The sequence below is a fragment of the Stenotrophomonas sp. NPDC078853 genome (genome assembly GCF_044901215.1).
Taxonomy (GTDB): Bacteria; Pseudomonadota; Gammaproteobacteria; order Xanthomonadales; family Xanthomonadaceae; genus Stenotrophomonas; species Stenotrophomonas lacuserhaii.
In genome coordinates this window covers 400,409-424,859 of the sequence record NZ_JBJDOQ010000001.1, presented here as the reverse complement: position 1 = coordinate 424,859, position 24,451 = coordinate 400,409, and the positions used below count along the sequence as shown (strand labels likewise).

The window sequence follows — 24,451 nt, the reverse complement described above, 5'->3', positions numbered from 1 at the left end:
TTTCTTCGTCTGCAGCGCGGCAGGTTCTACCAGAACTTCTGCAGGACAGTCTTGCCTTCAAGATCAGTCTGGACGACCTTGTATGTCACCTTCAAGCCTTTGACGGCAGTGTCAACAGTGTATTCAACCTTGCCGACCACTTCGCCTTCGGCGCTCAGGATTGAATAATTGTCGACGTCTACGTTTCCCATAAAACCTGTCTCGCGCGAGCTGTCTAGGCGAAGCGTCTCGCCGTCCTTCAATTGCAAGTGTTCTGAAAAAGACATCGGCGTTCTTCTTGAGTGAGTGCGTCGTTGGGGTCAGTCAATCGGCGGATCAAACGAAGCAAGCTTCGGTGGGATCTTGACGCCAGCTTCTTCCATACACACGAAATTGCAACCTTCCTTCTCGCTGATTGGGGCGAGACTCCGCGCGTCGTAAGCCTTGAAGAATCGCTTGGAAGGTGCCTTGTCTTCGATGACCACCAGGATCGGCCGAGACTCTCCCAGGCACACGGCAGTGACTCTTCCGACACCCAAAGGCGGGGTGATGATCTTCTGCCCGGACGTGACCTTCATCGTCACCTCTCCATCGTAGTTCCATCCGCCAACGCGGCCATCAGTTCGGTTTTGATTGACCCCCGTGTATTCGATGATGCTTGGGCCGCACAGGCCCTTGGCCGTGTTGTTGAACCTGTCGAAAGCCAAGTTACCAAGGTCCTGAGAGTAGGACGACTGCGTAATGCTCAGCAGGAAAAGTCCCGCGAATACGGTGTGTGATTTCATCCTTGATCCCCTTGTTGCTCAAAGCGAGCAAGCAGATCACAACGTAGATCACCCCCGACTTCAACCCCCCCTGCGCCAACGCCCCCCAGGGGGCTGGCTGTGGAACGGGCTATCGCCCATCATCAGGCCGAGCCAAGCGGCCCTCATAGCTCATGCGGGCGAAGCCGCAGCGCAGCTGCCGGGTGGAGCGATAGCCCCAGCTTACCCGCCGCCCCCTTGCAGGGGGCAAAGGCGGAAGGGGTGAAAAGTGCTGACGAGCTTGCTCTTTCCTTGATCCAAAAAAAAGCGCGACAGCGCCCTTCTTTCCTTTAGCTTTAAACCTAAAAGCCTTAAGGGGCTGGAAACCACTGTGCCACAAGCGATTTCGGCTGTTTCGGTTCTAGATATATCGCATAAAGTTCTTGAAATATCGCAGTGATGGTTCTCGATATATCGCAGTGCGGTTCTAGCTATATCGCGCAAAGTTCTCGATATATCGCAGGAGAATTTAACCTAAGCGTTTAACAGTTTGCCGTTTGAAGTTGACAAAAGTTGATATTGGCCTATTCCTTAATTGATGTCATTTTAAGGAGATGGTTTCGTGTGTAAAGAAGATATTTATTCTAAAATTCCATTGGGGCTGGCGCGATCCGCCCTTTTTGGAACGTCTATGGCAGTGAAGAGTGAGCGCGTAGAAATTCATCTCGAAGACACCAGCTTAGCCGTTCAAAATCTACGCGCCACCAAGGTGAGCTACACAGGGCCTGTGCTCAATCAGCATCACTCTTTGCTGTGGCAGAGCATCATTTCTGCATATGTCGAGCAGGAGACCGACACCGTTGAAATCAGTGGGAACGAGTTGCTGCGAAGGATGGGTAATAAATCGACCTGCTCGCAGATGCACAGTCGCCTGGTCAACATGCTCAGAGATCTACGAAGCGGGGAGATCAGCTATCAAACGGCAACACACGACTACATCGGAGGGTTGGTCTCTGGAGTGAAGATTGCCAGAGTCAACGTTGGGACGAGGGTTCGGAAAGGGAACATCACGATCACGATCAACAACGAATTATCCAAGCTCTTTGATGATGAAGTTCTGGTCAATGATCTGACTCGCAAAGTGTCGCTTGGGAATAATCAGCTTGTATTGTGGCTTCACGACTTCATTGCTACTCACAAAGTTGTTCCTCCAATTTCGCTTTTGGAGTTAAAACGCCTGGCGCGTTCCGGGTTCGAGTTGAAGAAATTTAAATTTGAAGTCAAGAGGGCGTTGGTAGTTTTGTCTGCCCCGGAGTGTGGACTAGTTACCGGTTTCTCGATTAATAAGCACAACGTGCTTTCTGTCAGCAAATCTCGCACCAACGTCGTCATCCTTGATCAATTCCGAGCGGCAAAGGCTTCCGGTGACGCCTCAGCGTCCTCCGAAAAGAAGGGGTCAGTCTTGGCGCGTCATCAACGCGCAATGCGAGCGAAGGTCGCTTTATGACTATGAGACGGCTAAGCGTAAAGGAGAGGGCTCGATTGGTGCGAAAGCTCAAGCGGGGCGACGAGAAGCATTCGTCCCTCGCCCGTGAGTTCGGTCTGACCAGGCAACGGATCGGTAGCATCTGCATCCAGGTCGGCGCACCTCGTAGAACTGAAATGCTAGAGAAGAAGCGTCTCGAAATCGCGGCGTTGCTTGTTAGAGATCCTGGGCACTGTCTCGCCCAGCTTGCACGAGAGCAGCAGGTCTCAGGTTCTCTTGTTCAGAGCGCTAGAAAGATGGTCGGCCATGAGCCAGTTTCGATAAAGAGACTTAAGAAGCGTGAGGAAATAAAAGCTCTGCTGCGCCATGCTCTCAAAAAAGGTATGACACGGAGTGATGTTTCCGGTGTATTTCCTAACTCTCGAAAAATAATTTCCGATGTCGCAAGAGAGATGGGTATATCTCTTGGTCCGTCCGGACCATTGATCAAACGGCTAAGACCAAGCGGCGATGATTTGATTTGACAAAGGCCACTTAGAGTGGCCTTTAGTTTATCTGGATCCAATTCTCGCAAGAGATGACTCAATCGTTCGAATGCTTCCGATAGCCTTCGCCGCGAAGCAGTCAAGTCCGATCATCAAGCAAGCGATAAGAACTAGCCATGTGATCAGGCGTCTCATGCGCCCGTTCCCAGGGCACTACTGATCAAGCGGCCAATTCCGGACAGCGCTGCGTAGCATCCAAGCAAGGCAAAGACCGTAAGCGTTGCCATCGAGCCTAATGAAATTAAAAGGCTTTCGTGGTTGAAAAGATATTTGAACATGATGATCTCCTTTAGATGATGGGGCTTTGAGTGCCTTTCATTGATTAAGAGGCCGATTGAACTTTTGTCAAGTATTTGGAGTAAAAACTATTGACAAAAGTTTGAACTGCCTTTTCTTCAATCTAGGGAATAACCCTAATTGGAGATCAGCATGAAAATCAAATATGACATCGACACAACGGTCAAGTTTTATCAAGTTCATTTGAACCAAAAAGAAGAGCGAGCATCGCGTTTAAAGAACCGAGCTAAAGATCGAGATAGACGAATGATGGGTCATTGGAACCGTCAGCGCGCATCACAAGTCCAAGCGGTGCTCTCATGAAGATATGCATGTTGAACGGTAAAGGGGGAGTAGGGCGCACGACTCTCACGCTCAATCTCGCTCATTGCTTGCAGTGCACCTACCCAAGTTCCAGCGTCTATGTCGCTGACTTGGACGTCCAAGGTTCATCCCTCGCCTGGTCAAGGCTGGCCGGGGAGACGGCCTTCACGGTGGGTGTCGTGAAGTCACGGGCACAGCATGACTTCCATATCTTCGACACCGCCCCAAAGCTTCCTGAGAATGGTCTCCTGCCTGACGCTGACGTCTACATCATCCCAACGCTCTTGGATGCAGTGAGCTTTGTCGTGTTCTTGAAAACGATGGAGCTCGTGCGAAAGAAAAGCTTGCCTCACATCGTGGTGGCAAACCGCTTCAATCCCGACCGCTCAGAGCATCGGCAGCGCTTCGCACAGCTTCCTCCCGGGGCGCTGATCGTGAGGGATCGGGCAATCTTTGCCTCGTGTTATGGCTACGGGGAGACTGTCTTTGATCGGGCGGGGGTGAGAGCCAGCCACGCTCAGCAGGACGTCAAAGCGATTGCGCGAACAGTGAGAGGCTTTGATAGCCGAGCCTGGGGCGATTTATGAGAAAGGTCCCAAACCTCGACACCGCGCTAGACGTCATTCATCAGCCCGGGCATCGCAGCGAGAAGCGGGTCAACGTCGAGCTGAGGTCCGCGCCCGAGCTAGGTGACCACGAGTGCCGGCGGTCCTACTTTGACCTGGAAGACCGGCCCAGAGAGGGGAGTGAAGCCCTTTTGCAGCTCCATCGCACAGCTCGGCTCCGCGACTACCGCACTCCTGAGGGCGTTCGCACAAATCGTTCAATGATTACCGTGCCGCCGCGCCTCAGAGACACAATCCAAGAGTTCTTGGATGACCCTAGCGAGCCTTGGACAACAGGGCTGATAGCCCTTGCGGAATACGGGGCGCAAGTGCTGAGGAGCGAGCGGAAGGTCTTGAAGGTCACTCGTGCTCGATCAGCGGGTGACGCATCTGAGTAGCTCAACGGAAGACCAGTTCATCGAAGCTGCCAGAACGGGTGACCTGGTCACGTTGCGTGAGCTGCTGGACCAGGTGGACCCAAAGGTCCAGGACTCGAAAGCTCTGGCGGTCGCAGCAATGAACGCTCGACTCCAAGCCGCCCTAGTTCTCTATCCACTCTCTGACCCGCTGGCCATCGAGCATTGGTGTCACCTGCGCCAAGGCACAGACCCTGATCTGATCCTGCGGATGATCGAGTGGGCGAGGGCAGGGAGCGTTGGGCTAGGTAGCCCCAGCGAATACAGCAAAGCCATGGCGATTGCTGCGGAGGAGCAGCATCAGGGCCTCATGGAGCTTCTCTATCTGCACTGCTGTCCTGGGGAAGCTGTGAGCTATTGCTGGGAGAGAGCTTGGTTTGCGGCATCTAAACGCCTGGAAGCCTATTTCCTGCATCGGGCGACACCAGCTCTAGATGCGCGTGCTGAGGTGCGGCGGTTGTGAGGGCAGTCTTTGCTCTCTTGGTTATTTGTTGAAGTTTTTATATTAAGGGGTATTGACAAAAATGCGATTGGCCTTTTACTGGAGAAAAGGAGATCACTATGACTAATGAAGAACAACTAATTCGAGCTGCGCAAAAAGGCGAGGAGGGCGATGTAAGTCGACTAATTCGAGTGGCTGACGCAAAATATCATAATTCACTGGCACTAAGGGAGGCGTCACGGCAGGGGCACAAAAAGATCGTTGAAGTGCTCCTCCCTTATTCAGACCCAAAGGCCGAAGACTCAGAGGCATTGAGGAATGCCGCAGAAAACGGGCATAAAGAAATTGTTGAATTACTGTTTCCTTTTCCAGATTCAGAGGCTCGTGACTCACTTGCACTGAGATATGCCGCAAATAATGGGCATAAAGAAATTGTTGAATTCCTGCTTCCTTTTTCAGATCTAAAAGCAGATGACTCACTTGCACTGAGATATGCCGCATATAATGGGCATAAAGAAATTGTTGAATTACTGCTTCCTTTTTCAGATCCAAAAGAAGATGGCTCAGATGCGTTGAGGTGTGCTGCAGAAAGCGGGCATCAGAAAATTGTTGAATTACTGCTTCCTTTTTCAGATCCAAAAGCAGATGACTCAGATGCACTGAGATGTGCTGCAGAAAACGGGCATAAGAAAATTGTTGAATTACTGCTTCCTTTTTCAGATCCAAAGGCGGGTGGCTCAGCTGCACTGAGATACGCCGCATTTAAAGGAAATAAGGAAATTGTTGAAATGCTTTTGCCGGTATCAGATCCGAGCGCAGAAGGCTCAGATGCCTTAGCAAGCGCGGCATTTAAAGGGCATAAGGAAATTGTTGCATTGTTAATTCCCGTGTCTGATGTAGACACCGCTTGTAAAGACCTTGATGAAAAGAGGGTAGCGATGGTAAGAGCCGTAGAGGCAAAGTTAAAGATGGCAGAGCTTCAGGCCTCAACTGTCCAAATACCACAAAGCTTCATTCAATGCGTTGATCAAGCAAGGACTGACAGCCAGGGAACGGTGGCAACCCAAAGAGCCAAAGCTCGAAGATTGTGATGCCCCAACTTAAACATCAAAAGGCCCCCAGCAGGGCCTTTTTTTATGGCCAAATTCCGTCCCCTGCACCGACGCCCAATGGACTGGCACCAACTGAGGCAAGCCCCAGCCCGCCCAGTTTAGGACGCTAATTTGATCTTAAAAGCTTGACAAACGTTCGATCTGCCTTTTGCTTGATTTATCCACTCAATAAAGGAGATCACATGAAAATCAATGCAATTCAACGGCTCATCTGCAAGGCTCGTGAGGCCGGAGTTATTTCGATCAAAGAGGGTGTCTTTCTTTCAACTGGAGCAAGCATCAAGGAGAAATTGCTTGTCTGGGATGAGGCAGCGTCTGCAAATGTCGTAGACGAAGAGCTTTGGATCTACACAGATAAAGGGCTGTTTATGCCGCTGGGTCAAACGCCAGAGCGCGAGCTCAATTGCTATGTATAAGAAAAAACCGCCGAAAGGCGGTTTTTTAATGGCTGCATCTATTGACAAAAGTGCCATCTGCCTTTTACTGAATTCATCCACTCAAAAGTAAAGGCATTCACACATGAATACTCAATCAAAGAAAAAGCATTCAGTAACAGCGTCTCAATTCAGTGCGGCATTTCAAGCGCTGGCTCGATACGAAAAACGCCAAGCGCGATTAGAGCACCCGGAGGGATCATTTGACAGAGCGGCGCGCTGGTATCCTTCGGGAAGAGATAGCCAAGTGATCTCTTTCGTGCGTGAGCCGTCGAGGTCCTTCCCCAACTCTTACAACCTCTCCTGCCGTAGTCTTGCTCACTGCGAACGCTATGAAGATGCCGATCATGATGTCGTTCTACTTATGAGGCGAGCGCTTAAAAAAAACGACATGACCGCGTCAGATGACGGGGCGAGAGAATACTTACAAGACTTGCTTACCTGAAATTGCAATCATTAAGGCAAACATTCAATAGGCCGCCGAAAGGCGGCTTTTTACTGCTTTGGGTGTTGACAAAAATGCGACTGGCCTTTTACTGAGGAAAAGGAGATCACTATGACTAATGAAGAGAAACTAATCCAGGCGGCGATGTATGGGCAGCTAGAAATCGTTAAAGGCCTTATCCCAGTCTCAAATGCTAAGGCGAATGACTCTGAGGCGTTGAGAAGAGCTGCGGAAAAAGGCAATAGGGAAATCGTCAAGATGCTGATTGCAGTTTCTCAGCCGACAGATTTAAATTCCAGGGCCTTAACTGAGTCTGCAAGACATGGCCATAAAGAAATTGTTGAGATGCTGCTGCCCGTATCGGAGCCGCTTGCAAACAACTCCGACGCGTTGCGAGTAGCTGCATTGAACGGAAAAAAAGACATTGTCGAATTGCTGCTCCCTGTCTCCGATCCAAAGAAGCATATATCCATTTTAGTGGGGGCTTCAAAAAACGGCCATAAAGAAATTGTCGCCGAGTTACTTTTGCCAATTTTTTCAAGTAACAATAGAGATGAAAACGCTACGGCACTGAGCGAGGCTGCTCGCAACGGACATAAGGACATTGTTGAAATGTTACTTCCGTTCTCCAATGCTAAGTTTTCAGATTCAGGTGCGTTGAGAGAGGCTTTCAGAAAGGGGCACAAAGAGATCGCTGAGCTGCTCATCCCGGTATCAAATCTAAGATCTGACTTCACGAGTGGTTATCGTCGAGCTGTTCACTGCGGAGATAGAGAAATTCTGGAATTGCTTTTATCGATTTCCGAGCCGGGCATGGTTCGCGCCGAAGACTTGAATTGTTCAATTAAGCATGGAAATAGTGAAATAGTTGAAATGCTCATTCCGTTCGCCGGTCCAAAATTTGACTTCATAGAAGCATTGAATTACTCAATTAAGCATGGAAATAGTGAAATAGTTGAAATGCTCATTCCGTTCGTTGGTCAAAAATATGACTTCATAGAAGCGCTTGATTATTCAATCTATCGCGGCTTTGGTGAAATTACTGAAATTCTGATACCGTTTACTAATTGCGATCAATTATTAGATAGTTTGTATGAGAGGGGTGATTTTAAAGCTGCTAGATTTTTGAATGTGGCGCAGTCAAAATTATGTAAGGAGGAGCTTAATGCAACAACCGTGCAAGTTCTGCCGTCATTCAAACAATGCGTTGAGCAAGCTAAGTCTGACAGCGAGGGCGCGGTAGCGGTTCAAAAAATCCAGGTCCGAAGGCTCTGATGCACTTATCTAATCGTCCAAAAGCCCCTTAGCTGGGGCTTTTTGTTTTGTCTGCCATTCGTCGCCTTGCGCTGCGCCCTCAGATGCCAGGTAGCTTGGGCAGGCCTAATGCGCCGAAATAAATTCTCCAATCTTGATCTTAAAAGCTTGACAAAAGTTGGATCTGCCTTTCAATGAATTTACAAAGGGAGATCACTCATGAACACTCAAATTAAGCTCAAAGACATCACGACCGCTGAGCAGCTGAGAGAGCGCATAGGCAAAGACGGTCTGGGACTGCCCAAGCTTTCGCTGGGGATCTATTGGAAGCGCTTCAACGGCTTGATGACCACCAATCGAACCAGCCAGCAGCAAATTGAGACTCGTGTCGAGTTCTGTTGCTTTGACGGCACCAAATCCGTCCGCCGATTCGTCTAACCGAGGAGACCAAATGAATGCTTATATCTCAGATGTCCAAGTTTGCCTTGCAGCTAAAGAGAGCTTTGGCCTTTGCTCTCCAGCTGAATTCCTTCACCAATTAACGGGCTATGCTCAGTCTGATTTTGATCATGCTTTTGACAGAGCGGCACGCAAGGGCCTAGTCAACGTCTACGGACGAGACACGGTTCTGATTTCGGGCAAAGGCTCACTTTTCTTGCAGAGCCAAGCCATCGAGGATCATAAATGGCGTGCTGTTGAACGGGTCAAGCAAAGGCTGGTAGAGAGAGAAGAGCGTCGGCGTTGGGAAGTCCAGCAGCTCATCAAATCAAAGATGGACTTCGCTCGAGAGCTTCGAGCGGCTTGACCAGGATCATGGGCCGCTGGCCCACCGCGCCTTGGGTGCTTCGCACGCGATCAATGATCGCCCCAGACGGGCCCGAGTCGCTTGCTCACGAACCAGGCCTCTTCCGCTCAATGGCATCCCATCGATCTGCTGCCGCACGGTAGATGAAGCCTAAGGCAGGAAACGTCAGCAGCATTGCTGCCGCAACCGCGAAGTAGGATCTAAGTGGCTGCACATCTCCGTCTTCGTCTGTCCAGCCCCAATCGTCCGGCATCCAGAAGAGTGCGCTCCGGGTGCCTCCATATATCATGATCGCAAGTCCCAGCCACGCCAGGCCAAAGTAGGTCCACTTTAGGGGTGACATGCCCGACTGGATGTGGGCGCGGCGAACGAACGCTTGTGGCTGGAAGTAGGCACTCCAAACGTAGTGGATCAAGGCAATAAGCGAAGCGGTGCTGACAGCACCCGCGATCATTGTAATGACAGACATCTGCCCTCCTGGGCGGACTGAATTAGGTGCGTAGATCACTCATTGCATGTGCAGCAGTCTACCGCCGTGAGCGCTCATTGCGATGCCACCTATGGCGAGCGAATTCTTGAGAGAAAGCGCTAAAAACCATTGCTAAAGAATAGTTTTGCGTTTTAATGAGGTTGTTCAAATAATTAGGAGATCTCATGTTTTTATATCACTGCACTGACAATGAAAATCTTTGCAAAATTCCATTAGATGATTTTACGAAGGATAACGTCATTCGTGGACTGTGCTTTTCTGATAACGCTCTAGATCACTTTGGTGACGTAACGTATCGAATAGAGCTTAAAGATGAGTGGAATATGCTCACTACCGATATGCTTCATAACCTGGATGAATCACCAACCAATTCTATTGACTACATGTCTGACAGGCATGGAAACCCGTTAATTGTTAGAGAGGAAGATATTAGGTCTGCGTTCGAAAAAGCCTGCCTTGAATTCGATTACGATAAAGAACAGTGGGAGAACCTGTGGACATGCGCGATTGAGTTTGACGACTGTAGTGGCAACGATGAGCTTATTGAATATGCCAATGGAGAAGATCCAGCCTGGGATTTGCAGAGCATACGCGGCCGAACCGCCTATCATCTTGGTCTGGCCGGAGCTGTGATTTCAGATGAGAACGGAACTTCATACATCATCTCAGATAGCAGCCTTCGGCTTGATCGAGTCGAATACGATGACGAGAACATGGAGGATGGGTGGTGTGTCGTGGAAAGGTGCTCCCATACCAAAGGCGCTGATGAGTCTACGTTGACCCAAAAAGAGTTCCAGACAAACTCAGTGGAAATTCCCCCGAGCTTCAAGGAATGCGTTGCAAGCCGGCATAGTCTTGGTCCGGCATCTGTAACGCGAGTTACCAGTTCCCGTCGTCTTTGAGCTAGCGCACACGGTGCATCGGCCCAGTGTCAGATTTTTCTGACACCCCTCGTCTTCACGTAGCGCTTACAATGCGGTTGTCGTCAAGGGAACAGGGGAAGTTCGTGCGCCCATCGTGTCGTCTATCGGCAGGTGTTCCAGATGCCACACTCTAAAATTCGCAGGCGAACGCGGGTCGTGCACGGGCTAGCTCTTCTGTGCTTGGGGCCTCTCGTGTCTTGGCTCGCCTTCGGGCTACTTGTGGAGTTCCAGGAGTCGCCAAGTTCAGTGAGCACGATTCCGTCAACTTGGGGCTACTACCTCGGGATCACGGCGATCCCGATGATCTTGGGGTTGATTCTTGTCGCATTTGTGCGCCCAGCATATGGATGGCTGATCTATGCGCTCGGCGCTGCATTTATGCTCTACGGACAGGCTGCATTGTCGGCCATGCCAACTCCTTACTGACCGGACCAAGCCATGCTGAAAGAGTTCCCCAAGCCGTTGGCTGCCACCATTGGTGATGTCGTTGGCTCCTACTACTACAGTCACCGACGCTTGGAGACGATGCTCTACGAAGCAGGCGCTTCTGGCGATGTTCCTGAGGGAAATTGCGTTGACAAGGTTCAAAATTGGCTTGTGAGAGAAGGGAAGGAGGATGTCTCTAAGGCCTTCACGATCCTTGGCAAGCTCATTGAAACGCTGATGGATGGTGAGGTCTCGACCTGGGATCCCGACAAAGAGCTCACCGCTCGCAAGCGAATCAACGAAATTCTTGCTCGCTATCAACTGTCCTATGGATTTGGCGGCCGCATTCTGGGCGCTCACTCTGTCACTGCTCCAAGCAAGGCCTTCGGCGAGGCTTTGAAGGACTTCTCAGTTGCAGAAGTGGAAGAGGAATTTGAGCGAGCGGTTAGGTTCATCGATAGTGATCCGGCTGCTGCTGTGACGGCAGCATGCGCAATCGTTGAAGCTCTTTGCAAACACTACATCGCCACTGAGCGCCTGGACCTACCCACGAGTCAGACAGTGAAGCCCCTGTGGGTTGTCGTTGCTAAGCATTTGAAGCTGTCGCCTGAGCAGCTGGAAGACGATGACTTGAAGCGTGTGCTGTCGGGGCTAAGTTCCATCATTGATGGCCTCGGTGCTTATCGAACGCATGCGGGCAGTGCCCACGGCCAGCACAAACGCGCCTACAAGGTCGCTCCAAGGCACGCCCGTCTTGTTGTCCACTCAGCTCATTCTTTGTGCCTGTTTGTGGTGGAAACTTGGCAGGCCCGGAAAGCCCTGGCCAAGGGGAGATAGGGACATGATCGAACCAGACCGAAAAGCAGTATTAGCGGCGTTGCCCGAGCTCAGCTCAGTCATCCTAAGCCCCAGTTTTGCAGTGCTGACGACAGATCACGAGTGCTGGACATGCGTGGCAGCGACATCGGTCAGCGCTCTCTGGGTGCCAAGCTTCGTTGAGCGATTTGATGATGGCGAAGAACTCACCATCTCAGATCCAGCGGTCTTGAGGTATGTGGAGTCGATCAATCTTCCCGCCTCACAGCACATCTCAGCAGCTGCACCATGGATGCTGATGGCGACGACGAAGGGATCGGGCACGCGCTATCTGGCCAACCGTTGCCAAGCGTGTGGTGCTATCCAGGGCGATTTTCACCTGTTTGGGGTAGACGGTCCGTTTGGGTTGGTCACATTGGAGAAGCGAGGCACAGATCACATCAAAGTTCACACTTTCGATTGCCCAATAGAAGCAGTTGCTGGGATTGCCCAAGCAACTTGGATTGATCAGATCTCTGCAAAAGCTTTTCAGCCATGTTAGTTTTTCAGCCTTCCAGCTGAGCTGATAGCCTCGCTTTTGCGGGGCTTTTTTATGCCGGGTGCCGATGCTGAACAAGCATTTATGGAAAGGGACGCCTTTCACGTGGACCAAAACCTCCAATGAAAATACAGTTCTCATCGAAGTCTGGCATGGCGTCAGATAAGTGGAGAGCTTAATGAGTTACATCAATTTGAGTGAACTGGATTCAACTGGCAGGAATAACATCCTGATGGACGTGGAACTTGCACATGTGGTCCAGAACTATTCTTATGGAGACGATATTCAGTTTGAGTATTCGCAGGTTTTCATCATTGTCAGTATGAAAGTTCTTGAGCAGCTTCGATGCACATCGGATGAGAGTGCGGACCTTTCATTCTCCTTCTATACCCAAATTGGGACTGCACTTGTGAAAATCAATGTGACGGTAGTTGATAACGATGCTTTGGGGGAGTCGATCACCACAACTATCGAGTTGGAGGAGGTCATGTATGTTGAGTAATTCGACCGCTGCTCTTCTGCAAGGGCGAACTAAAGCTTATTTTGACTCTGAAAAAAGGGGGGAAGCATGAATGAGTTGCTCCCAGGGCTTGATTTTTCCGGCTACATCCAAGGCAGGGCCGAGATCTGCAACAAGATTAGGAGAGGCTTTGATGAAATTGAAGATGCGATAAAAATGGCCAAGGATGGCAAGCTTTTTGATCGGAGATTGCACGAGGGCAAACGATATCTCAGTCGCACAGAGAGCGAGCTGATCGACACTATTGATCGGTCAGCATGGCGCTACTTGATGGAACAAAGTGGACTTTGGTCGTTTCTTAATGATGCAAGGCGCAATGAATGGACGCGAGGATTGGGTGGGTATGATCCAGTTCCTGAGTTCAGTTCAGATAATGTTGAGGCTACTTTTCGCGAATACTATGAATCGCGGGAGCAAATGCGAGACGACGGATTAAGGGATATTTTTTTGGAACTTAGTCGTAATTATAAGTGCAATGAGCATCACTATCTCGCGGAAAAGTGCATTGTTAAGTTGTCTGACTGGACTGGTGGCTTTGATCAATCAAGTGTCAATGTTATCGATGATTTGGCAAGGGTCATGTGCTCACTTGATGGAAAGCCGGAGTTCGATCATCGAATCACTACATTTAGGATGCTTACACAGAATTGCTGGGAGGACGCACCTTGGAATGATTACTTCTCATTGAAGGTATTCAAAAACAAGAACGGACATATCAAGTTTAAGCGACTGGATCTATTAGAAAGATTGAATAATGAGATTGGAAGGGTATTTTCCAATGCACTGCCTCCCGAAATTAAGTTATGAGGTCTTGAAGTGCTACTAGCCGAGCCTCCAGGACGGCGCAAGCGCCGTCTTGGAGAGCATCCTTGATCCGATTTTGGTGATAGAGAGCGAGCCGCTGGCTGCGGTTGGTCTCAACTTTTGCGGCACTTTTCCGACGCTTCCGCAGTGCGTCAGGCTTGTTAGATAGCGCGCGTGTTGCATCAGGGCAGCGGGCGAGCTCACCGAACTTGCTGGCATGACCAGGCCTCAGGCGGGACCTGAGTGCAGCGACTGACCGAACATGGTCCGGCCAGAAGTCTTGCCACTCGCTACCGGGAGCTACCGCGTCTTTGCTTGGGAGGGGCACAGGCACGACGAGTGCGTTGAGCTCGATGAGTGACCAGATCAAGGGTAGGAAGCGCCCTGGATCTACCTGGTAGACGCTCACGGCTTCTCCCACCAGCGCTAGGCGGGCACCCTGAAACTTGGTCAGCACACGAGCAGCACCCAAGCTCTGAGCGTCACCTGAGCGCGCCCCGAAGCCGATCAGGGCCAGGTCAGAAGAGTGGTGTGCGAAGACACGAAAGCGCGGCTCAGCCCACCGCTTAGCCAGGTGCCTCAGCACAGTGCACTTCATCGAATTGCGGGTGTGAGGCGTCCAGTGGTTGGCAGAGCGTGCTAACAGCTCCAAGCGGCTATGCATCAGGTCCGTTGGGGAAAAGCCCAGGACGCGGCCGTGCGATGGAAGGGGTGGGGCAGCAGCTGGGCTGCAGAACGGTTCGCCAAGGCTGAGCAGATCTGAAGTGCCGCGCCTTCGATTGCAGCGCTCACAGCACAGGAAGCAGTTGGAGAAGTTGTCTGGTCCGCCAAGCTCAACGGGAACGATCTGAGCAACGACGATTGATGATTGCTGGGAGAAGTCACATGCGCAGATGGGGCAGGAGGCCTGCATCGATCTCAACTGCTGGCGAAGCTTTGCTGGCAGATTGAATGACTGTCGAGCTGATAGTTCAGAGATGGCTTGGCTGAAAATCGCAATCGGATCATCAAGAGAACTTTGCTTCGCTTCGTTCACTTGCTCGATCCTACTTTTGTCTGTCGTCTCCATAAAATTTGTCGTCTCCCGTTCTTGCTTGATCTCATTTCAGTGAAGCAGAAATTGAGATCGGCGCAAGAGTCAGCATCGAAAAGAACGACCAGGAGCGAAAAGAAAAGGCAGAAGCGTCGGCTGGCGGAACGGCAAAGGCATCGTCATTTTCACAAGTCTAGATCATACACATGACGCACCTTTGGGTGTTCCGCGCTGATCCCCGCGCGCCCTGTGTAGAGACTCTGAGAGCTTTGCATCGCAAGGATTTAAAGAATCCCCCGACGAGGGGCTTTTTTAATGCCTTCAATCACCCTTATCAACTTTCTCTAAGTATTTATCAGCAGCCCCCTTGCCATTTCACCGAATCGCCTTACGGTCAATTTATGTCAAACGGAGAATTTATGAAGCTGATCAAAAGAAATGTATTGCTTGAGAGTGATCAATTGAGATCACTCAGCGCAATGGCAATTCGGAAAAGAACAAGCGTCAATGAGTTGGTGCGACTAGCCGTCGATGGACTGTTGAACGATCAGCTGTTCAAGGAATTCACCGAAAAAGCGATGTGTGAGCTGAAAGAATTTGCTGATAGGGAAGAGCGGCGATTGGTTGAGGCGCGGAGAGAGCTGATGCTCGATTTTAAAGCAGGCGTCAGTGCATTCAACCAACAGTCAGAGCGACACATCGAAAGGTCTACTGATCTCACGAAAACATTTGTCTTAAATCTATCGGCAGTGTTGGGTGGGGATGAAGTTGCGCTCAACCCGAAAACGAATACGAGCCTTAGCGAGACCGACGACATCATCGGTCAGGCTTTGAAAAATCGCTAACCCATTTCATTCATCAACTAAGGAGAAATCTATGAAAAAAACTAAATTAATTATGACTGCCTCATTGATCACCATGCTCTCAGGCTGCGCAACGCTTGACCAGCTTTCAGGTGGAGGTTCAGACATCAACAAGGGCACAGTCGCTAAAGGGGCGGGCATCGGCTGCGTAGCTGGTGGGGCACTAGGCGCGATCTTCGCTGGCAAGGACGGCGCGATGAAAGGTTGCGCTGCGGGTGGACTGATCGGCGGGGGCATGGCTTACAAGCAAGAGATCGCAAGAGCGCAGGAGGCAGCTAATGCGGCTCGCTTGGCAGGCATGCGAGCAACGGTGGACACAAAGACCGAGACCTCAGCAGAAGGCAAGGCTGTTGAAAAGTTTCAGGGCCTGGTGGTCGAATATGACCCTGCATCTGTGATCAATCCTGACCAGAAAACTAAGGCTTTCTTTGACAAGCTCAGCACGATCTTGAAGTCATCCAAGAACGAACTGACCGTTCGAACGGAAGGTGGAGCAGGGTGCTTGGCTGTTGTCGGCGAGTTGAACGGCAGAGGTGCTTTGACAAATCACAAGCTCAACAATCAGTGCGGGAAGGTTCCATCTCACCGAATTTTGATTTCGCCTTTGCCTGATTTGAAATGACGGAGGAAGTTCAATGAGCATGAGCGAATTTGAACGACGACGCCGGCGAGCAGCGTTGGAGCAATCCAATGCTGCTCAAACTCAGTTGGAGCAGAAGAACGAACAGGATGAGACAAAGTTAGTTTCAGATCATCAAAAGGCGGCGCTTCAACACGCAGCCAAGCTCACTGGTCGGTTCGCCAAAACGGTTGCAGCAGCAGCGATTGCCGGCATCGATCAAGCACAGCACAAGGCTGAGGCAATCAAAGCGGGTCGAGCACAAGAGCGAGCCGAGCAGGAAGTGTCGAAGCGGCCTGAGGTCAAAGCACGGGAACCTCACCAGGGAGGGCTAGAGATCAACCAAACGCGGTGTCCCGTCATCCATGCTTCTGAGAGAAGAATTATCAAAGAGACCAAAGCTATGGTCGAAGGCCGTTCCAGGTTGAAGCCAGTGATCTTGGCATCTATCGTTTTAGTCTTGATGCTCTCAGTGGGCGGGGTGTGGTTCCTGATGCATCAGGAGCGTGCGGCGGAACCAGATCCACCTCGCGAATACGACTTAGGGCCAGAGAGATCTGCGCCGCCTTCTGTCATTCGTGAGGATCCAAAGTCGCCTGACTCTGTCCAGGTCACTGAGTCAATTCAGCAAGTGGTAGAGACGTCAGCGCTGCCAGCGGTGGAAGAGCAGAACCGGGTGGAAGACTCACGGCCTAAACCTTTGAACGCACCTCCGTCCAATTCGGTAGTTCCTAAAAAACGATCAGAGCCAAAAGTAAAACCAGATGCACCTGGGAAAAGACAAAGTGACTGGGTGGACAAAGCAAGCGATGACTTAGACCAATTTGCTAAGCAACTTGAGTGAAGAAAAAGTCGCGAGTTGGACTTGCGGTTTTTTTGTTTTGGCTTATTGGTAAGGAACTCAAACAACTAAGGAGATTTGCATGTTGTCACTACTCACGCAGTTCAGTCGAAAGGCCGGGCTTTCATTTGCATCCAAGTGGAATCACTTCCATGGGCGACTTTTCATTGGCACATTCGATGAGCTTGGTCCTCTACACCCGGATGTTATAAAAACGTATTACTACTCTCATCTAGATCGCATCCCATCAATTCCGCGCGATGTCATGAAGCTTCAATGGCGCGAAGACTGCAAACTCGCAGATATCTATCGACGTAATCAAAGGCGCTATGTTGCGCTGGTCAGCACGTTGGCGAGTGGCCTTGTTTGCTTTGGTCTTTTGATGCTGCTCAGTAGCGCTGTTCTGGTGGGAAAGGGCACAAGCGCGGTTAAGAGAGCTCTGAGCAGTGATCAAGAAATCGAAAATCCTTGCGTAGATCCTGAGTCCAAAGCGTGTCGTCAGGCATTGAAAGATGCATATGGAGACCGATTATGATGACTCTCTTTGATCCTATGCAGTTTGCGGGAAAACTTCCCGGTCTTAAAAGATTCGTGGATGTCAAATCTCGCATCATGGAAGAGACTGTCTATGAAGCAAACGAAGTTGTTGGATCGTTCGACAACATGGAGCGATTGCCAGGACGGCTGCTTGAGGATGTCTTACCAGAAGAAGAGCGGGAAGTTCAGTCCTTGGGTGCAGTTAAAACCTGGCATCTTCCGTATGCGAAGTTCGAAACCATCCACGCTGATGGAATAGGCATGCCGTCAAGCGATGATGAGTGGCTCGAAATGGGTGCTGTTAAGAACTGGCGAGTTCCCGACAGCATCCAGGTGTTAGAGCCATTTAAGCCGTGGTTTCCCAAAGTTCCACGTGATTTGGCCTACAAACAAATCGAAACAAGCACAACAAAGAGCGGTGAGCAAATTTATGGATATGTCCTAAGCCAAGACAGTCTGTCGGGCTCAGAAAGTTCTGTTATGCCCATGTTCCTCGGGATGCTAACGGTGATTTCATGCGTTGCCTTGATGGCTTGGTTCGTGCTCCCGGGCATGCTCGGAACTTTGGCAAGCCTTGCGATCCTGGCGTGCGCCTATCCTTACCTCATATCGATCAAGCAAGAGGACGGTGGCAAAAAGGCTCTCGGCGCAGCGGTATTCGCATTGTTCTTGCCGTTCGTGCTAAGTGTCGCAAGGCTTAAAGCTAGTGGAATACCAGGCGGGGCAGCGGTTGCTGGTAACGCTCTTGCAGCTAACGCACTGAGTGACCCAAGCACCGCCCTTATTGGTGCAGGCATAGCACTAGGTGGATTTGTGTCGATCTCAATTTTTATTGCAGCGTTCTACGCAATCATCTGGGGAGGTGCTGGATGGAATGGGAAGATCTTAGCTTTCAAGCGTGCTTTAAAGCTTGAAATCTATCTCGTAGTCTTTCTCGCTGTCTTTCTTTATATGCCTTTCCCCGTCAACATCATCTTCGTCTATGCAGTTGCGTGCCTTTGTCCATTGGTCTACATCAAGCGGCTTGACTTAAATCGCGATGTGATTCTGACCCAAAATGGCAACGACAACAGCATGGGTGACTATGATCTGGCGGATAAGAATCGACGTCGCGACCTTCGTGAGCAACAGGCTAAAGACGCGATGAAGGACAAAACGCCTTTCATTGCATTGGGTAGGCCAACTGGTTACCTACATCTAAAAGACTATCGGCACGCTGCGACGGGTGACGTCATGGGCCTTACAGTGCTCGATAATTCCAAGCATAAGTTGACAACGGGACAGGTGGGGTCGGGCAAAACTTACATTGCTCGCAAAGAAATGGCAGACGTCAAGTGTGCCCGTGTGCGCGTGCCTCTTAATAGACCCACGATCTTGCATGTCACAGAAGACGTGTGTCTTGAATCACAGCAGTTCATCGAAACGCGCATTGGCGGCTTGGTTGCAGACGCAAAGAATGTGCTTGTTGCAGAGATGGGTAGGATCATCGACAAGGCAATTCGTCCAGGCATTGACTTTGCTCTCTGCGAAGACCTAAATCCGTCTGAGTTTGTGCAATCGATTAAAGAAGCGTTAGACAAAAACACGAGCACGAACAAAGATGGGGCCAATGGCATCTGGGATAAGGCCGCTAATATGGTCTATGACCATGCATTGACCATCGTCTATGCGCTTTACAAGAGTGAGCTCTTCACCCGTGAGAACTCTGCCAAGCAGTTGAGCGAGTTGCAGCAGGGTCTCATTCGTCTCGAAGTTGATCGAGCGTTGTATCCACAAGAGCGTGATGCGTTTGACCAAACGATTGCAAGAGTTGAGAAGAACATTGGGCTGTTGGAGGCTCATCTACGGACTGAGCGCGATTGCCACTGGATCGTAGACAATCATCAGCGATTCATTGAAAAATTGAATGCGATTCGAGTTGTAGGGGGTGTGCCAAAGCTCGATGCGTATGTCCGTGGAGCTTTCGTAGCAATCATCAAATCAGGCTACCTGGACGTTGCAACAAACAGCGCTCAGATTACCGGATCCATCGCTTACTTTGAAAACGAGTGGGCACCAATGGCCCCGGAGACGCGCACCAGCATCACCTTCAATTTGGCGGTGATGATCCAAGCTCTTTTCCGTGGTGAGCACTTGAAGAACGAACATGGAGTGCCCTGGACGGCTATTGAAAAAGGTGTTGATCTTCGTGGTGTGTTGTATGGGGATTGGGTAGGTGTTGATCTTCCCACCGACACCCATGGATTTGCCGGTGAAATGGTTGCCGAGTTGGTGAAGCAGCGTGTTTTCCGATACGTAAAGATGCGTCCCAACAATTGGCTCGAAATCGGTCAGTCCTTCATTTACTACTTTCTTGATGAAGCCCACCTGATGGTTGGTCAATCAGATCGCAAGTTGATCTCTACGTCTAGAAGCAAAGGATTTAGCTTCAATCTATACACTCAGAACATTTATAGCTTCTTTAACGCGCTGGGTGAGAGTCAAGCAAAAGAATTCTTGGCGAACTTCTCTAACAACGTTTGTTTCTTCAACGCTGCGAGTCCTGAGACCTACGGTTATTATCGGAATCTGCTGGGCAAGGAACGACTGACAAACTTCAAGACGGCACCTGTTGGCATCAACTATCTGGCTCAATCTAGAAGCTATGCAGCGTCACCGATCCATGACCGGCACCATCCACGCTACAAAGAAATGCAAGAGCTCCGCCTTATGGGCGTCGGAAAAATTCAGAATGCTGGCGCGAGCGGTGAGAAGAGCACCTTCCACAACAACAGCATGGATAGCGATGTTAGCTTCACAAGCTATGAAGAGATCAAGCAAATTCAGGGCTTCCGCTTGCAAAAAACGTCAGGCAAGCAGTTGGAGGATGTGCTGAGTGAAGATGACTTCTCTAAAAATCTATTCCGGGGTCGAGCTCTGATCATCCTCAATCGGGCGGGATCTCTCAAGGCAGACTTCTGTGAGGTGTCTGGCCTGGACTTTGATGAGGTGGATGATTACCTAGAGAAGAGAGGATATGGCAAGGCTGCGTAAAAGAATTGGGGGCTTGCCCCCTTTTCTTTTTCTTGAATTGCCTTACAACTTGTCTATTCACCAATAAAGGAGATGATATGAATTTAAAAGAGCAGTTGGATAAGCGAAATGCGTTCTACGCCAACAATCCCCAGCCCCAGGTCTTCAATATACATCGTAAGGCATATGAAGCTGATTTGATCGAGATGGAGCAGGGTGTTAAAGCCTCGATAGAACAGACGCGACATTTGATCAGAAACGAGAGTGATCCGTCCAAGCTTAAAGGGATGCAAGGCGCTTACGTCAAACCCGATCTTGAAAAGGTAGAGGCCAAAATGGCAGATTCCTTTGAGTCGCGTATCGCAATGCGTCGTCTAAGTCAGGAGCAAAGTCAAACCCAAGGTGAGAGCGCTTATCAACGGCAATTCATTACGAGAGAGCGAATCGACGAGTCCAGGCAACATGAGGAACAGTTCAACGCATTCATTCGTGAAAAGGGATGCGTTCCTGTCGAGGGCGAGATGGAGAACTTCACTGCCAAGCCGACGATCACTAAGTCTGAAAAGCCATGGGAGCAAAAGTCCAAAGCACAGTCCATGTAAAAATAGGCCCTTCGGGGCCTTTTTCTTATACCTCCATCTCTTGACTTTAGTTGCATCTGCCTTTGACTGATTTTACTCAAACAAAGAACGGAGATGCACAAATGATCAATGCTATCGAACGCTTGCCAATCATGCAGCGTGACCTTGTCAGGATCATTGCCTGTTCTAATCCTTGGCAAAAAAAGCTCTTTGAAGTGGCAAACACAGTGTGCTTGGGTAGGTCGGATGGTCCCCATGCCGTTGATGACATCACATGCGTTTTCCTCCATAACCTTTCGATGCTTGATCATCCGAGCGAGTGGATGGGTGATCACCGCTACGAAGCTTCCAGCTACGTCGATCTACTACATAGCCTTTTGATGTTCGGCGCTGATCCGAACGCACAGCTAAGCAATGGGCGCAATCTCTTGGATGTGCTCACCGCCGAAGGCCGATATTGGCGCTGGAAAGACGTAAACGAGAACATCCCAAGCCTTGTGCTTGGTGCTTTCTCCCTTGGCGCTGTCGCATCGGCAGATGCAGCTAAGGCAATGATCCTTCCTGTGTATCCGCACATCCACGCGAATCACGTTGATATGGAGTCAGCTCTAGTCTGCTCCCGTATTGACTTGCTACATCTTGATCGCTGCACCTCTAGTCCATCTGGACAAGCATCTGCGAAACGTCTATGAAAGTGGCGGTCTACAACGCATTCGGCAAAGTCCCGAACTTCATCCCGCCTAGCCAACCCGTTCGCCGGGTTGACCATGGTGTAGCGTTGTTCCTGATCCTGCTTCTAACGGTCTATCCAAGCCTCACCTGGCTCGCCTGGCAGCTGCCTGATAGCCCACTGACCCCGAGCCTGTCCTTTGACCTGGTGGGGGCTCCTGCTGCCATCCTCAACAAGCTCACTTTTGGGACTGTCTATCCAGCTAGAGCACATGAATACGTCAGCCTCATGTGGGAGCCCTGGAAGGTCTGGATTCGTGTTGGCCCATCACTGGCCGTCAGTTTGGCCGTGGCGTCTTGGGTAGGTGCAAAGGCCCTGCAACCCCGATCAAACACGTGGCATGTATCGGGCCCAAGGCTCCTGGAAGGGAGGGATGCGATCAGGGCGGCGCATCGCCGGTCGATGACGCCGAAGCAGATCAGGGAGGATGGATGGCTAGGATGAGCTTGAAGCTCCACCCAGAGTTGCACCTACCCAAGTCCCATTGGTCGAGGCACACGCTTTTACAGGGCTCGGTGGGAAGCGGTAAGACCCAGATCCTGTTGCCGATCATTGAGCAGATCATCCGGGCCGATCACAAGCTGTTTTTGTTCGACACGAAGGGCGACTTCACGAGCTACTTCAAGAAGCCGATCATTGTTTGTCCCTTCGACGAAAGGAGCTATGTATGGGATATCGCAGCGGACTGTCGCTATCCACTTCAAGCAGCAATCTTGGCGGAGATCCTTATCCCAGGTAGTGCAGACCAGAAGAATGGAGACTTCTGGACAACGGCAGCAAGGCAACTACTTGTTGGCGCAATTCGATCTCTACAAGCCGAGAAGCCTCTCCAATGGACCTTTGCTGATCTTGCAGAGCGCAAGAACAGAAACGCTGAGGACATGCTTCCAACAATCCAAGAACATTTCGCCACAGCGGCAAGCTTGGTGGAGAACACTGAGAGCCAGACCACCGCTTCATTGCTTGCCACGCTCGTGGCTCAAACGAAGCTGATCGACGACCTGGCGATGGCCTGGCCCGTGCGCAAAGAGAATCGCCGCTTTGCCATCACGGAGTGGGCTCAGGACGGCTATAGAGGGCGCAAGCAAGTCATAGTCCAAAGCGGCCCGGAAGAAGCTATGACCAAGGCTTACATCAGTGCCTTGGTGAACCTTGCTGTCCCTGAGATCATCTCGCCCAAGCTTCCAGACGCCGAAAAACACCGCTTCATTGGGTTTGTCTTCGACGAGCTGGCGACGGCCGGCAGGCTCAACATTGGTCCGCTGATCGACAAAGGCCGAAGCAAGGGAGTGGTCTTTATTGGAGCCTTCCAGGACATTTCTCAGGTTAAAGCGACTTATGGGGACGACTTCCAAAGAGCTCTGACATCCATGGTCGGCACGCACGTGATCTGCCAGTTGCAGATGGGCGACACGAGAGACAAGGCTGCTCAGCAGCTAGGGAAGCATCGTGTTGCGTATCGAACGCATGATGAGAAGGCCACAGTGCATGAAGAGAGCAGGGCACTGATCAGCCCGGGTGAGCTTACAGACCGCCTTGGCCCGCGCAAAGGCAGGCAGTATGGCCCGCATGGGTTTGGGGTGAGGGCAATTGTCCAGATGGGGGGTGACCCACTCCTTCTCGACTTCCCAGGTGTCGTCATGAAAACCAAACGCCCAGGTCAAATTCCAGCTCGATGGATGACTCAGCCTCACCAGCGCAACACTTTGGCAATTCCCGGACCTACCCATGTCGCCGCAGCTTCCAGTGCCCTGCCAAAGCGTGTCGGGATGACGAAGGCTGAAATCGATGAATTCTTTGGCTGATCGTTGCTCTAACAGGTGCTAAATTGACCTTCTTGACTCCATAGGGTGAAAGGTATGAGTTCAGTAGCTCCTAAGATCTTCATTTCCTACTCGCATGACAGCGAAGACCATAAGCTATGGGTCCGCGCCCTTGCTGATCGGTTAGTTAAAAATGGCGTAGATGTGGTTCTTGATCAATGGGATGTCCGCCTAGGTAGTGATTTGCCGAAGTTCATGGAGGATGGTCTTACCGAAGCTGTAAGGGTTCTTGCAATATGCTCCAGGCAGTATGTTGAGAAAGCAAATGCGTCTAAGAAGGGTGGAGTTAGATACGAGAAGTCAATTCTGACCGCTCAGCTCATGCAGGATATGGACAGCAATCGCGTCATTCCTGTTATTCGTTCGAACGATGGCGAAGCACTCGTTCCGACGTTTCTGTCATCCAGGGTCTATCTGGACTTCAGAGATGACGCGGACTATGAGGCTAAGTATTCTGAGCTGATATATGAGCTCTATGGGCAGCGGATTAAGCCTCGCCCTGCACTCGGCAAAAGCCCATTTGAAGCCCAACCCGAAATCTACCCTGTCGCGTCGTTTGGCCCTGAAAAATACACTTCAATTGCACCTTCGGGAACTGTTGAGTTTGATTACTCAAACAACAACGGACATTACATATTTGGTGAGGGGGAGGCGCTTTTTGAAACCAAGTGGGGAACCTCGGGCGCAAATTCCATTTACGCACTGGACGATAGAAGTAGCATACGGGCACTGGCCCTGGTCGACGATACAAAGGATATTGCGGAAATCATGGATTCGAGGAGATATGATTTTACGTCGAGGCATCGATCTCCTCAACTAGGTGAAATTGTTCTATGGCAAAACACGGCGGGCTATTTCTTAGCTACAAAAGTATTGGAAATTCTGGCGCGGGGCTATAATTCGGAGAGGCATCTTGTTAAGTTGGAATATAAGATCGCAATGGATAGGGGGGTGGCGTTCAAATAGAAGTGCTGTCGCTTTGTGGGACTTGCTTGACTAATGCCCGTCATGCCTTTTACTGATCCCATT

At 50.6% G+C, this 24,451-nt stretch carries 31 protein-coding genes; 26 read left to right on the top strand and 5 right to left on the bottom strand.

What is annotated here, in order from left to right:
• Positions 1-26 precede the first annotated feature (26 nt).
• On the bottom strand, positions 27-266 hold the full coding sequence (locus ACI2JH_RS01945) for a hypothetical protein (RefSeq protein WP_180846041.1): 240 nt from the start codon (positions 264-266) through the stop codon (positions 27-29).
• A 33-nt stretch (positions 267-299) separates the two neighbouring features.
• A complete protein-coding gene (locus tag ACI2JH_RS01940) occupies positions 300-764 on the bottom strand; it encodes a hypothetical protein (RefSeq protein WP_180846040.1) in 465 nt (154 codons plus the stop codon).
• Between the two features lie 580 nt (positions 765-1,344).
• Here ACI2JH_RS01940 and ACI2JH_RS01935 point away from each other — a divergent pair.
• Together ACI2JH_RS01935 and ACI2JH_RS01930 are read left to right on the top strand one after the other, a co-directional pair.
• Positions 1,345-2,229, top strand: a complete 885-nt coding sequence (locus ACI2JH_RS01935) for a hypothetical protein (RefSeq protein WP_284129458.1) — start codon at positions 1,345-1,347, stop codon at positions 2,227-2,229.
• A gap of 155 nt (positions 2,230-2,384) precedes the next feature.
• Positions 2,385-2,732 (top strand): hypothetical protein, encoded by a 348-nt coding sequence (locus ACI2JH_RS01930; RefSeq protein WP_404735265.1) that lies wholly within the window; start codon positions 2,385-2,387, stop codon positions 2,730-2,732.
• A 152-nt stretch (positions 2,733-2,884) separates the two neighbouring features.
• Here ACI2JH_RS01930 and ACI2JH_RS01925 read toward each other — a convergent pair whose 3' ends face one another.
• Positions 2,885-3,031, bottom strand: a complete 147-nt coding sequence (locus ACI2JH_RS01925; RefSeq protein WP_156455827.1) for a hypothetical protein — start codon at positions 3,029-3,031, stop codon at positions 2,885-2,887.
• Positions 3,032-3,182: 151 nt separating this feature from the next.
• Between ACI2JH_RS01925 and ACI2JH_RS01920 the strand changes: the two genes are divergently transcribed.
• The 9 genes from ACI2JH_RS01920 to ACI2JH_RS01880 all read left to right on the top strand — a co-directional run bounded on the left by ACI2JH_RS01920 (position 3,183) and on the right by ACI2JH_RS01880 (position 8,866).
• The gene (locus ACI2JH_RS01920) at positions 3,183-3,353 is read left to right on the top strand and encodes a hypothetical protein (RefSeq protein ID WP_156455826.1); all 171 of its coding nucleotides are present in this window, start codon (positions 3,183-3,185) and stop codon (positions 3,351-3,353) included.
• Between the two features lie 8 nt (positions 3,354-3,361).
• Positions 3,362-3,940 (top strand): ParA family protein, encoded by a 579-nt coding sequence (locus ACI2JH_RS01915; protein ID WP_284129456.1) that lies wholly within the window; start codon positions 3,362-3,364, stop codon positions 3,938-3,940.
• A gap of 384 nt (positions 3,941-4,324) precedes the next feature.
• The gene (locus tag ACI2JH_RS01910; protein WP_404735264.1) at positions 4,325-4,837 is read left to right on the top strand and encodes a hypothetical protein; all 513 of its coding nucleotides are present in this window, start codon (positions 4,325-4,327) and stop codon (positions 4,835-4,837) included.
• Between the two features lie 98 nt (positions 4,838-4,935).
• Positions 4,936-5,907 carry an ankyrin repeat domain-containing protein gene (locus tag ACI2JH_RS01905; protein WP_404735263.1) on the top strand — a complete coding sequence of 324 codons (972 nt, stop codon included), beginning with the start codon at positions 4,936-4,938 and terminating at the stop codon, positions 5,905-5,907.
• Positions 5,908-6,110: 203 nt separating this feature from the next.
• Complete coding sequence (locus tag ACI2JH_RS01900) at positions 6,111-6,344, top strand: hypothetical protein (RefSeq protein WP_164084997.1); 234 nt, start codon at positions 6,111-6,113, stop codon at positions 6,342-6,344.
• A 103-nt stretch (positions 6,345-6,447) separates the two neighbouring features.
• On the top strand, positions 6,448-6,807 hold the full coding sequence (locus ACI2JH_RS01895) for a hypothetical protein (RefSeq protein ID WP_164084998.1): 360 nt from the start codon (positions 6,448-6,450) through the stop codon (positions 6,805-6,807).
• Positions 6,808-6,918: 111 nt separating this feature from the next.
• Entirely contained in the window at positions 6,919-8,082 is a 1,164-nt protein-coding gene (locus ACI2JH_RS01890) for an ankyrin repeat domain-containing protein (protein WP_180845974.1), read from the top strand.
• 198 nt (positions 8,083-8,280) lie between these two features.
• Positions 8,281-8,499, top strand: coding sequence for a hypothetical protein (locus tag ACI2JH_RS01885; RefSeq protein ID WP_164085001.1), 219 nt, complete (start codon positions 8,281-8,283; stop codon positions 8,497-8,499).
• A 13-nt stretch (positions 8,500-8,512) separates the two neighbouring features.
• Positions 8,513-8,866: a hypothetical protein gene (locus ACI2JH_RS01880; protein ID WP_180845975.1), complete on the top strand. Its 354-nt coding sequence runs from the start codon at positions 8,513-8,515 to the stop codon at positions 8,864-8,866.
• Positions 8,867-8,951: 85 nt separating this feature from the next.
• Here ACI2JH_RS01880 and ACI2JH_RS01875 read toward each other — a convergent pair whose 3' ends face one another.
• Positions 8,952-9,335 carry a hypothetical protein gene (locus tag ACI2JH_RS01875; RefSeq protein WP_180845976.1) on the bottom strand — a complete coding sequence of 128 codons (384 nt, stop codon included), beginning with the start codon at positions 9,333-9,335 and terminating at the stop codon, positions 8,952-8,954.
• 185 nt (positions 9,336-9,520) lie between these two features.
• Between ACI2JH_RS01875 and ACI2JH_RS01870 the strand changes: the two genes are divergently transcribed.
• From ACI2JH_RS01870 to ACI2JH_RS01845, 6 genes are all read left to right on the top strand, one after another.
• A complete protein-coding gene (locus ACI2JH_RS01870) occupies positions 9,521-10,258 on the top strand; it encodes a hypothetical protein (RefSeq protein ID WP_293982768.1) in 738 nt (245 codons plus the stop codon).
• Positions 10,259-10,525: 267 nt separating this feature from the next.
• Positions 10,526-10,705: a hypothetical protein gene (locus ACI2JH_RS01865; protein ID WP_180845978.1), complete on the top strand. Its 180-nt coding sequence runs from the start codon at positions 10,526-10,528 to the stop codon at positions 10,703-10,705.
• Positions 10,706-10,717: 12 nt separating this feature from the next.
• The gene (locus ACI2JH_RS01860) at positions 10,718-11,542 is read left to right on the top strand and encodes an abortive infection family protein (protein ID WP_293982773.1); all 825 of its coding nucleotides are present in this window, start codon (positions 10,718-10,720) and stop codon (positions 11,540-11,542) included.
• A gap of 4 nt (positions 11,543-11,546) precedes the next feature.
• A complete protein-coding gene (locus ACI2JH_RS01855) occupies positions 11,547-12,062 on the top strand; it encodes a hypothetical protein (protein WP_293982775.1) in 516 nt (171 codons plus the stop codon).
• A gap of 175 nt (positions 12,063-12,237) precedes the next feature.
• The gene (locus tag ACI2JH_RS01850) at positions 12,238-12,561 is read left to right on the top strand and encodes a hypothetical protein (RefSeq protein WP_293982777.1); all 324 of its coding nucleotides are present in this window, start codon (positions 12,238-12,240) and stop codon (positions 12,559-12,561) included.
• A gap of 66 nt (positions 12,562-12,627) precedes the next feature.
• Entirely contained in the window at positions 12,628-13,386 is a 759-nt protein-coding gene (locus tag ACI2JH_RS01845; RefSeq protein ID WP_366559360.1) for a DUF4942 domain-containing protein, read from the top strand.
• Here ACI2JH_RS01845 and ACI2JH_RS01840 read toward each other — a convergent pair.
• Positions 13,376-14,296 carry an HNH endonuclease signature motif containing protein gene (locus ACI2JH_RS01840; RefSeq protein WP_366559374.1) on the bottom strand — a complete coding sequence of 307 codons (921 nt, stop codon included), beginning with the start codon at positions 14,294-14,296 and terminating at the stop codon, positions 13,376-13,378. The two genes, ACI2JH_RS01845 and ACI2JH_RS01840, sit on opposite strands and share 11 nt — an antisense overlap.
• Positions 14,297-14,835: 539 nt before the next feature.
• Between ACI2JH_RS01840 and ACI2JH_RS01835 the strand changes: the two genes are divergently transcribed.
• From ACI2JH_RS01835 to ACI2JH_RS01795, 9 genes are all read left to right on the top strand, one after another.
• Positions 14,836-15,261 (top strand): hypothetical protein, encoded by a 426-nt coding sequence (locus ACI2JH_RS01835; RefSeq protein ID WP_404735262.1) that lies wholly within the window; start codon positions 14,836-14,838, stop codon positions 15,259-15,261.
• 31 nt (positions 15,262-15,292) lie between these two features.
• Positions 15,293-15,901 carry a hypothetical protein gene (locus ACI2JH_RS01830; protein ID WP_404735261.1) on the top strand — a complete coding sequence of 203 codons (609 nt, stop codon included), beginning with the start codon at positions 15,293-15,295 and terminating at the stop codon, positions 15,899-15,901.
• Between the two features lie 19 nt (positions 15,902-15,920).
• The gene (locus ACI2JH_RS01825; RefSeq protein WP_404735260.1) at positions 15,921-16,742 is read left to right on the top strand and encodes a hypothetical protein; all 822 of its coding nucleotides are present in this window, start codon (positions 15,921-15,923) and stop codon (positions 16,740-16,742) included.
• Between the two features lie 79 nt (positions 16,743-16,821).
• Complete coding sequence (locus tag ACI2JH_RS01820) at positions 16,822-17,274, top strand: hypothetical protein (RefSeq protein ID WP_404735259.1); 453 nt, start codon at positions 16,822-16,824, stop codon at positions 17,272-17,274.
• The gene (locus ACI2JH_RS01815; protein ID WP_404735258.1) at positions 17,274-20,309 is read left to right on the top strand and encodes a TraM recognition domain-containing protein; all 3,036 of its coding nucleotides are present in this window, start codon (positions 17,274-17,276) and stop codon (positions 20,307-20,309) included. The genes ACI2JH_RS01820 and ACI2JH_RS01815 overlap by 1 nt, the downstream gene beginning before the upstream one ends.
• A gap of 77 nt (positions 20,310-20,386) precedes the next feature.
• Complete coding sequence (locus tag ACI2JH_RS01810; RefSeq protein ID WP_404735257.1) at positions 20,387-20,890, top strand: hypothetical protein; 504 nt, start codon at positions 20,387-20,389, stop codon at positions 20,888-20,890.
• Positions 20,891-20,991: 101 nt separating this feature from the next.
• Positions 20,992-21,561, top strand: a complete 570-nt coding sequence (locus ACI2JH_RS01805; RefSeq protein ID WP_404735256.1) for a hypothetical protein — start codon at positions 20,992-20,994, stop codon at positions 21,559-21,561.
• Between the two features lie 478 nt (positions 21,562-22,039).
• The gene (locus ACI2JH_RS01800) at positions 22,040-23,404 is read left to right on the top strand and encodes a type IV secretion system DNA-binding domain-containing protein (protein WP_404735255.1); all 1,365 of its coding nucleotides are present in this window, start codon (positions 22,040-22,042) and stop codon (positions 23,402-23,404) included.
• A gap of 54 nt (positions 23,405-23,458) precedes the next feature.
• A complete protein-coding gene (locus ACI2JH_RS01795; protein ID WP_404735254.1) occupies positions 23,459-24,388 on the top strand; it encodes a toll/interleukin-1 receptor domain-containing protein in 930 nt (309 codons plus the stop codon).
• Positions 24,389-24,451 lie beyond the last annotated feature (63 nt).

Bases quoted from the DNA above. Each gene is read 5' to 3' on its own strand.
- ACI2JH_RS01820 (WP_404735259.1), top strand. From the start codon at position 16,822: ATGTTGTCACTACTCACGCAGTTCAGTCGAAAGGCCGGGCTTTCATTT.
- ACI2JH_RS01845 (WP_366559360.1), top strand. From the start codon at position 12,628: ATGAATGAGTTGCTCCCAGGGCTTGATTTTTCCGGCTACATCCAAGGC.
- ACI2JH_RS01795 (WP_404735254.1), top strand. From the start codon at position 23,459: ATGAGTTCAGTAGCTCCTAAGATCTTCATTTCCTACTCGCATGACAGC.
- ACI2JH_RS01875 (WP_180845976.1), bottom strand. From the start codon at position 9,335: ATGTCTGTCATTACAATGATCGCGGGTGCTGTCAGCACCGCTTCGCTT.
- ACI2JH_RS01855 (WP_293982775.1), top strand. From the start codon at position 11,547: ATGATCGAACCAGACCGAAAAGCAGTATTAGCGGCGTTGCCCGAGCTC.
- ACI2JH_RS01895 (WP_164084998.1), top strand. From the start codon at position 6,448: ATGAATACTCAATCAAAGAAAAAGCATTCAGTAACAGCGTCTCAATTC.
- ACI2JH_RS01800 (WP_404735255.1), top strand. From the start codon at position 22,040: ATGAGCTTGAAGCTCCACCCAGAGTTGCACCTACCCAAGTCCCATTGG.
- ACI2JH_RS01815 (WP_404735258.1), top strand. From the start codon at position 17,274: ATGACTCTCTTTGATCCTATGCAGTTTGCGGGAAAACTTCCCGGTCTT.
- ACI2JH_RS01945 (WP_180846041.1), bottom strand. From the start codon at position 266: ATGTCTTTTTCAGAACACTTGCAATTGAAGGACGGCGAGACGCTTCGC.
- ACI2JH_RS01905 (WP_404735263.1), top strand. From the start codon at position 4,936: ATGACTAATGAAGAACAACTAATTCGAGCTGCGCAAAAAGGCGAGGAG.
- ACI2JH_RS01885 (WP_164085001.1), top strand. From the start codon at position 8,281: ATGAACACTCAAATTAAGCTCAAAGACATCACGACCGCTGAGCAGCTG.
- ACI2JH_RS01835 (WP_404735262.1), top strand. From the start codon at position 14,836: ATGAAGCTGATCAAAAGAAATGTATTGCTTGAGAGTGATCAATTGAGA.
- ACI2JH_RS01850 (WP_293982777.1), top strand. From the start codon at position 12,238: ATGAGTTACATCAATTTGAGTGAACTGGATTCAACTGGCAGGAATAAC.
- ACI2JH_RS01890 (WP_180845974.1), top strand. From the start codon at position 6,919: ATGACTAATGAAGAGAAACTAATCCAGGCGGCGATGTATGGGCAGCTA.
- ACI2JH_RS01930 (WP_404735265.1), top strand. From the start codon at position 2,385: ATGCTAGAGAAGAAGCGTCTCGAAATCGCGGCGTTGCTTGTTAGAGAT.
- ACI2JH_RS01925 (WP_156455827.1), bottom strand. From the start codon at position 3,031: ATGTTCAAATATCTTTTCAACCACGAAAGCCTTTTAATTTCATTAGGC.
- ACI2JH_RS01870 (WP_293982768.1), top strand. From the start codon at position 9,521: ATGTTTTTATATCACTGCACTGACAATGAAAATCTTTGCAAAATTCCA.
- ACI2JH_RS01840 (WP_366559374.1), bottom strand. From the start codon at position 14,296: ATGCAGGCCTCCTGCCCCATCTGCGCATGTGACTTCTCCCAGCAATCA.
- ACI2JH_RS01900 (WP_164084997.1), top strand. From the start codon at position 6,111: ATGAAAATCAATGCAATTCAACGGCTCATCTGCAAGGCTCGTGAGGCC.
- ACI2JH_RS01830 (WP_404735261.1), top strand. From the start codon at position 15,293: ATGAAAAAAACTAAATTAATTATGACTGCCTCATTGATCACCATGCTC.
- ACI2JH_RS01940 (WP_180846040.1), bottom strand. From the start codon at position 764: ATGAAATCACACACCGTATTCGCGGGACTTTTCCTGCTGAGCATTACG.
- ACI2JH_RS01825 (WP_404735260.1), top strand. From the start codon at position 15,921: ATGAGCGAATTTGAACGACGACGCCGGCGAGCAGCGTTGGAGCAATCC.
- ACI2JH_RS01915 (WP_284129456.1), top strand. From the start codon at position 3,362: ATGTTGAACGGTAAAGGGGGAGTAGGGCGCACGACTCTCACGCTCAAT.
- ACI2JH_RS01805 (WP_404735256.1), top strand. From the start codon at position 20,992: ATGATCAATGCTATCGAACGCTTGCCAATCATGCAGCGTGACCTTGTC.
- ACI2JH_RS01880 (WP_180845975.1), top strand. From the start codon at position 8,513: ATGAATGCTTATATCTCAGATGTCCAAGTTTGCCTTGCAGCTAAAGAG.
- ACI2JH_RS01810 (WP_404735257.1), top strand. From the start codon at position 20,387: ATGAATTTAAAAGAGCAGTTGGATAAGCGAAATGCGTTCTACGCCAAC.
- ACI2JH_RS01860 (WP_293982773.1), top strand. From the start codon at position 10,718: ATGCTGAAAGAGTTCCCCAAGCCGTTGGCTGCCACCATTGGTGATGTC.
- ACI2JH_RS01920 (WP_156455826.1), top strand. From the start codon at position 3,183: ATGAAAATCAAATATGACATCGACACAACGGTCAAGTTTTATCAAGTT.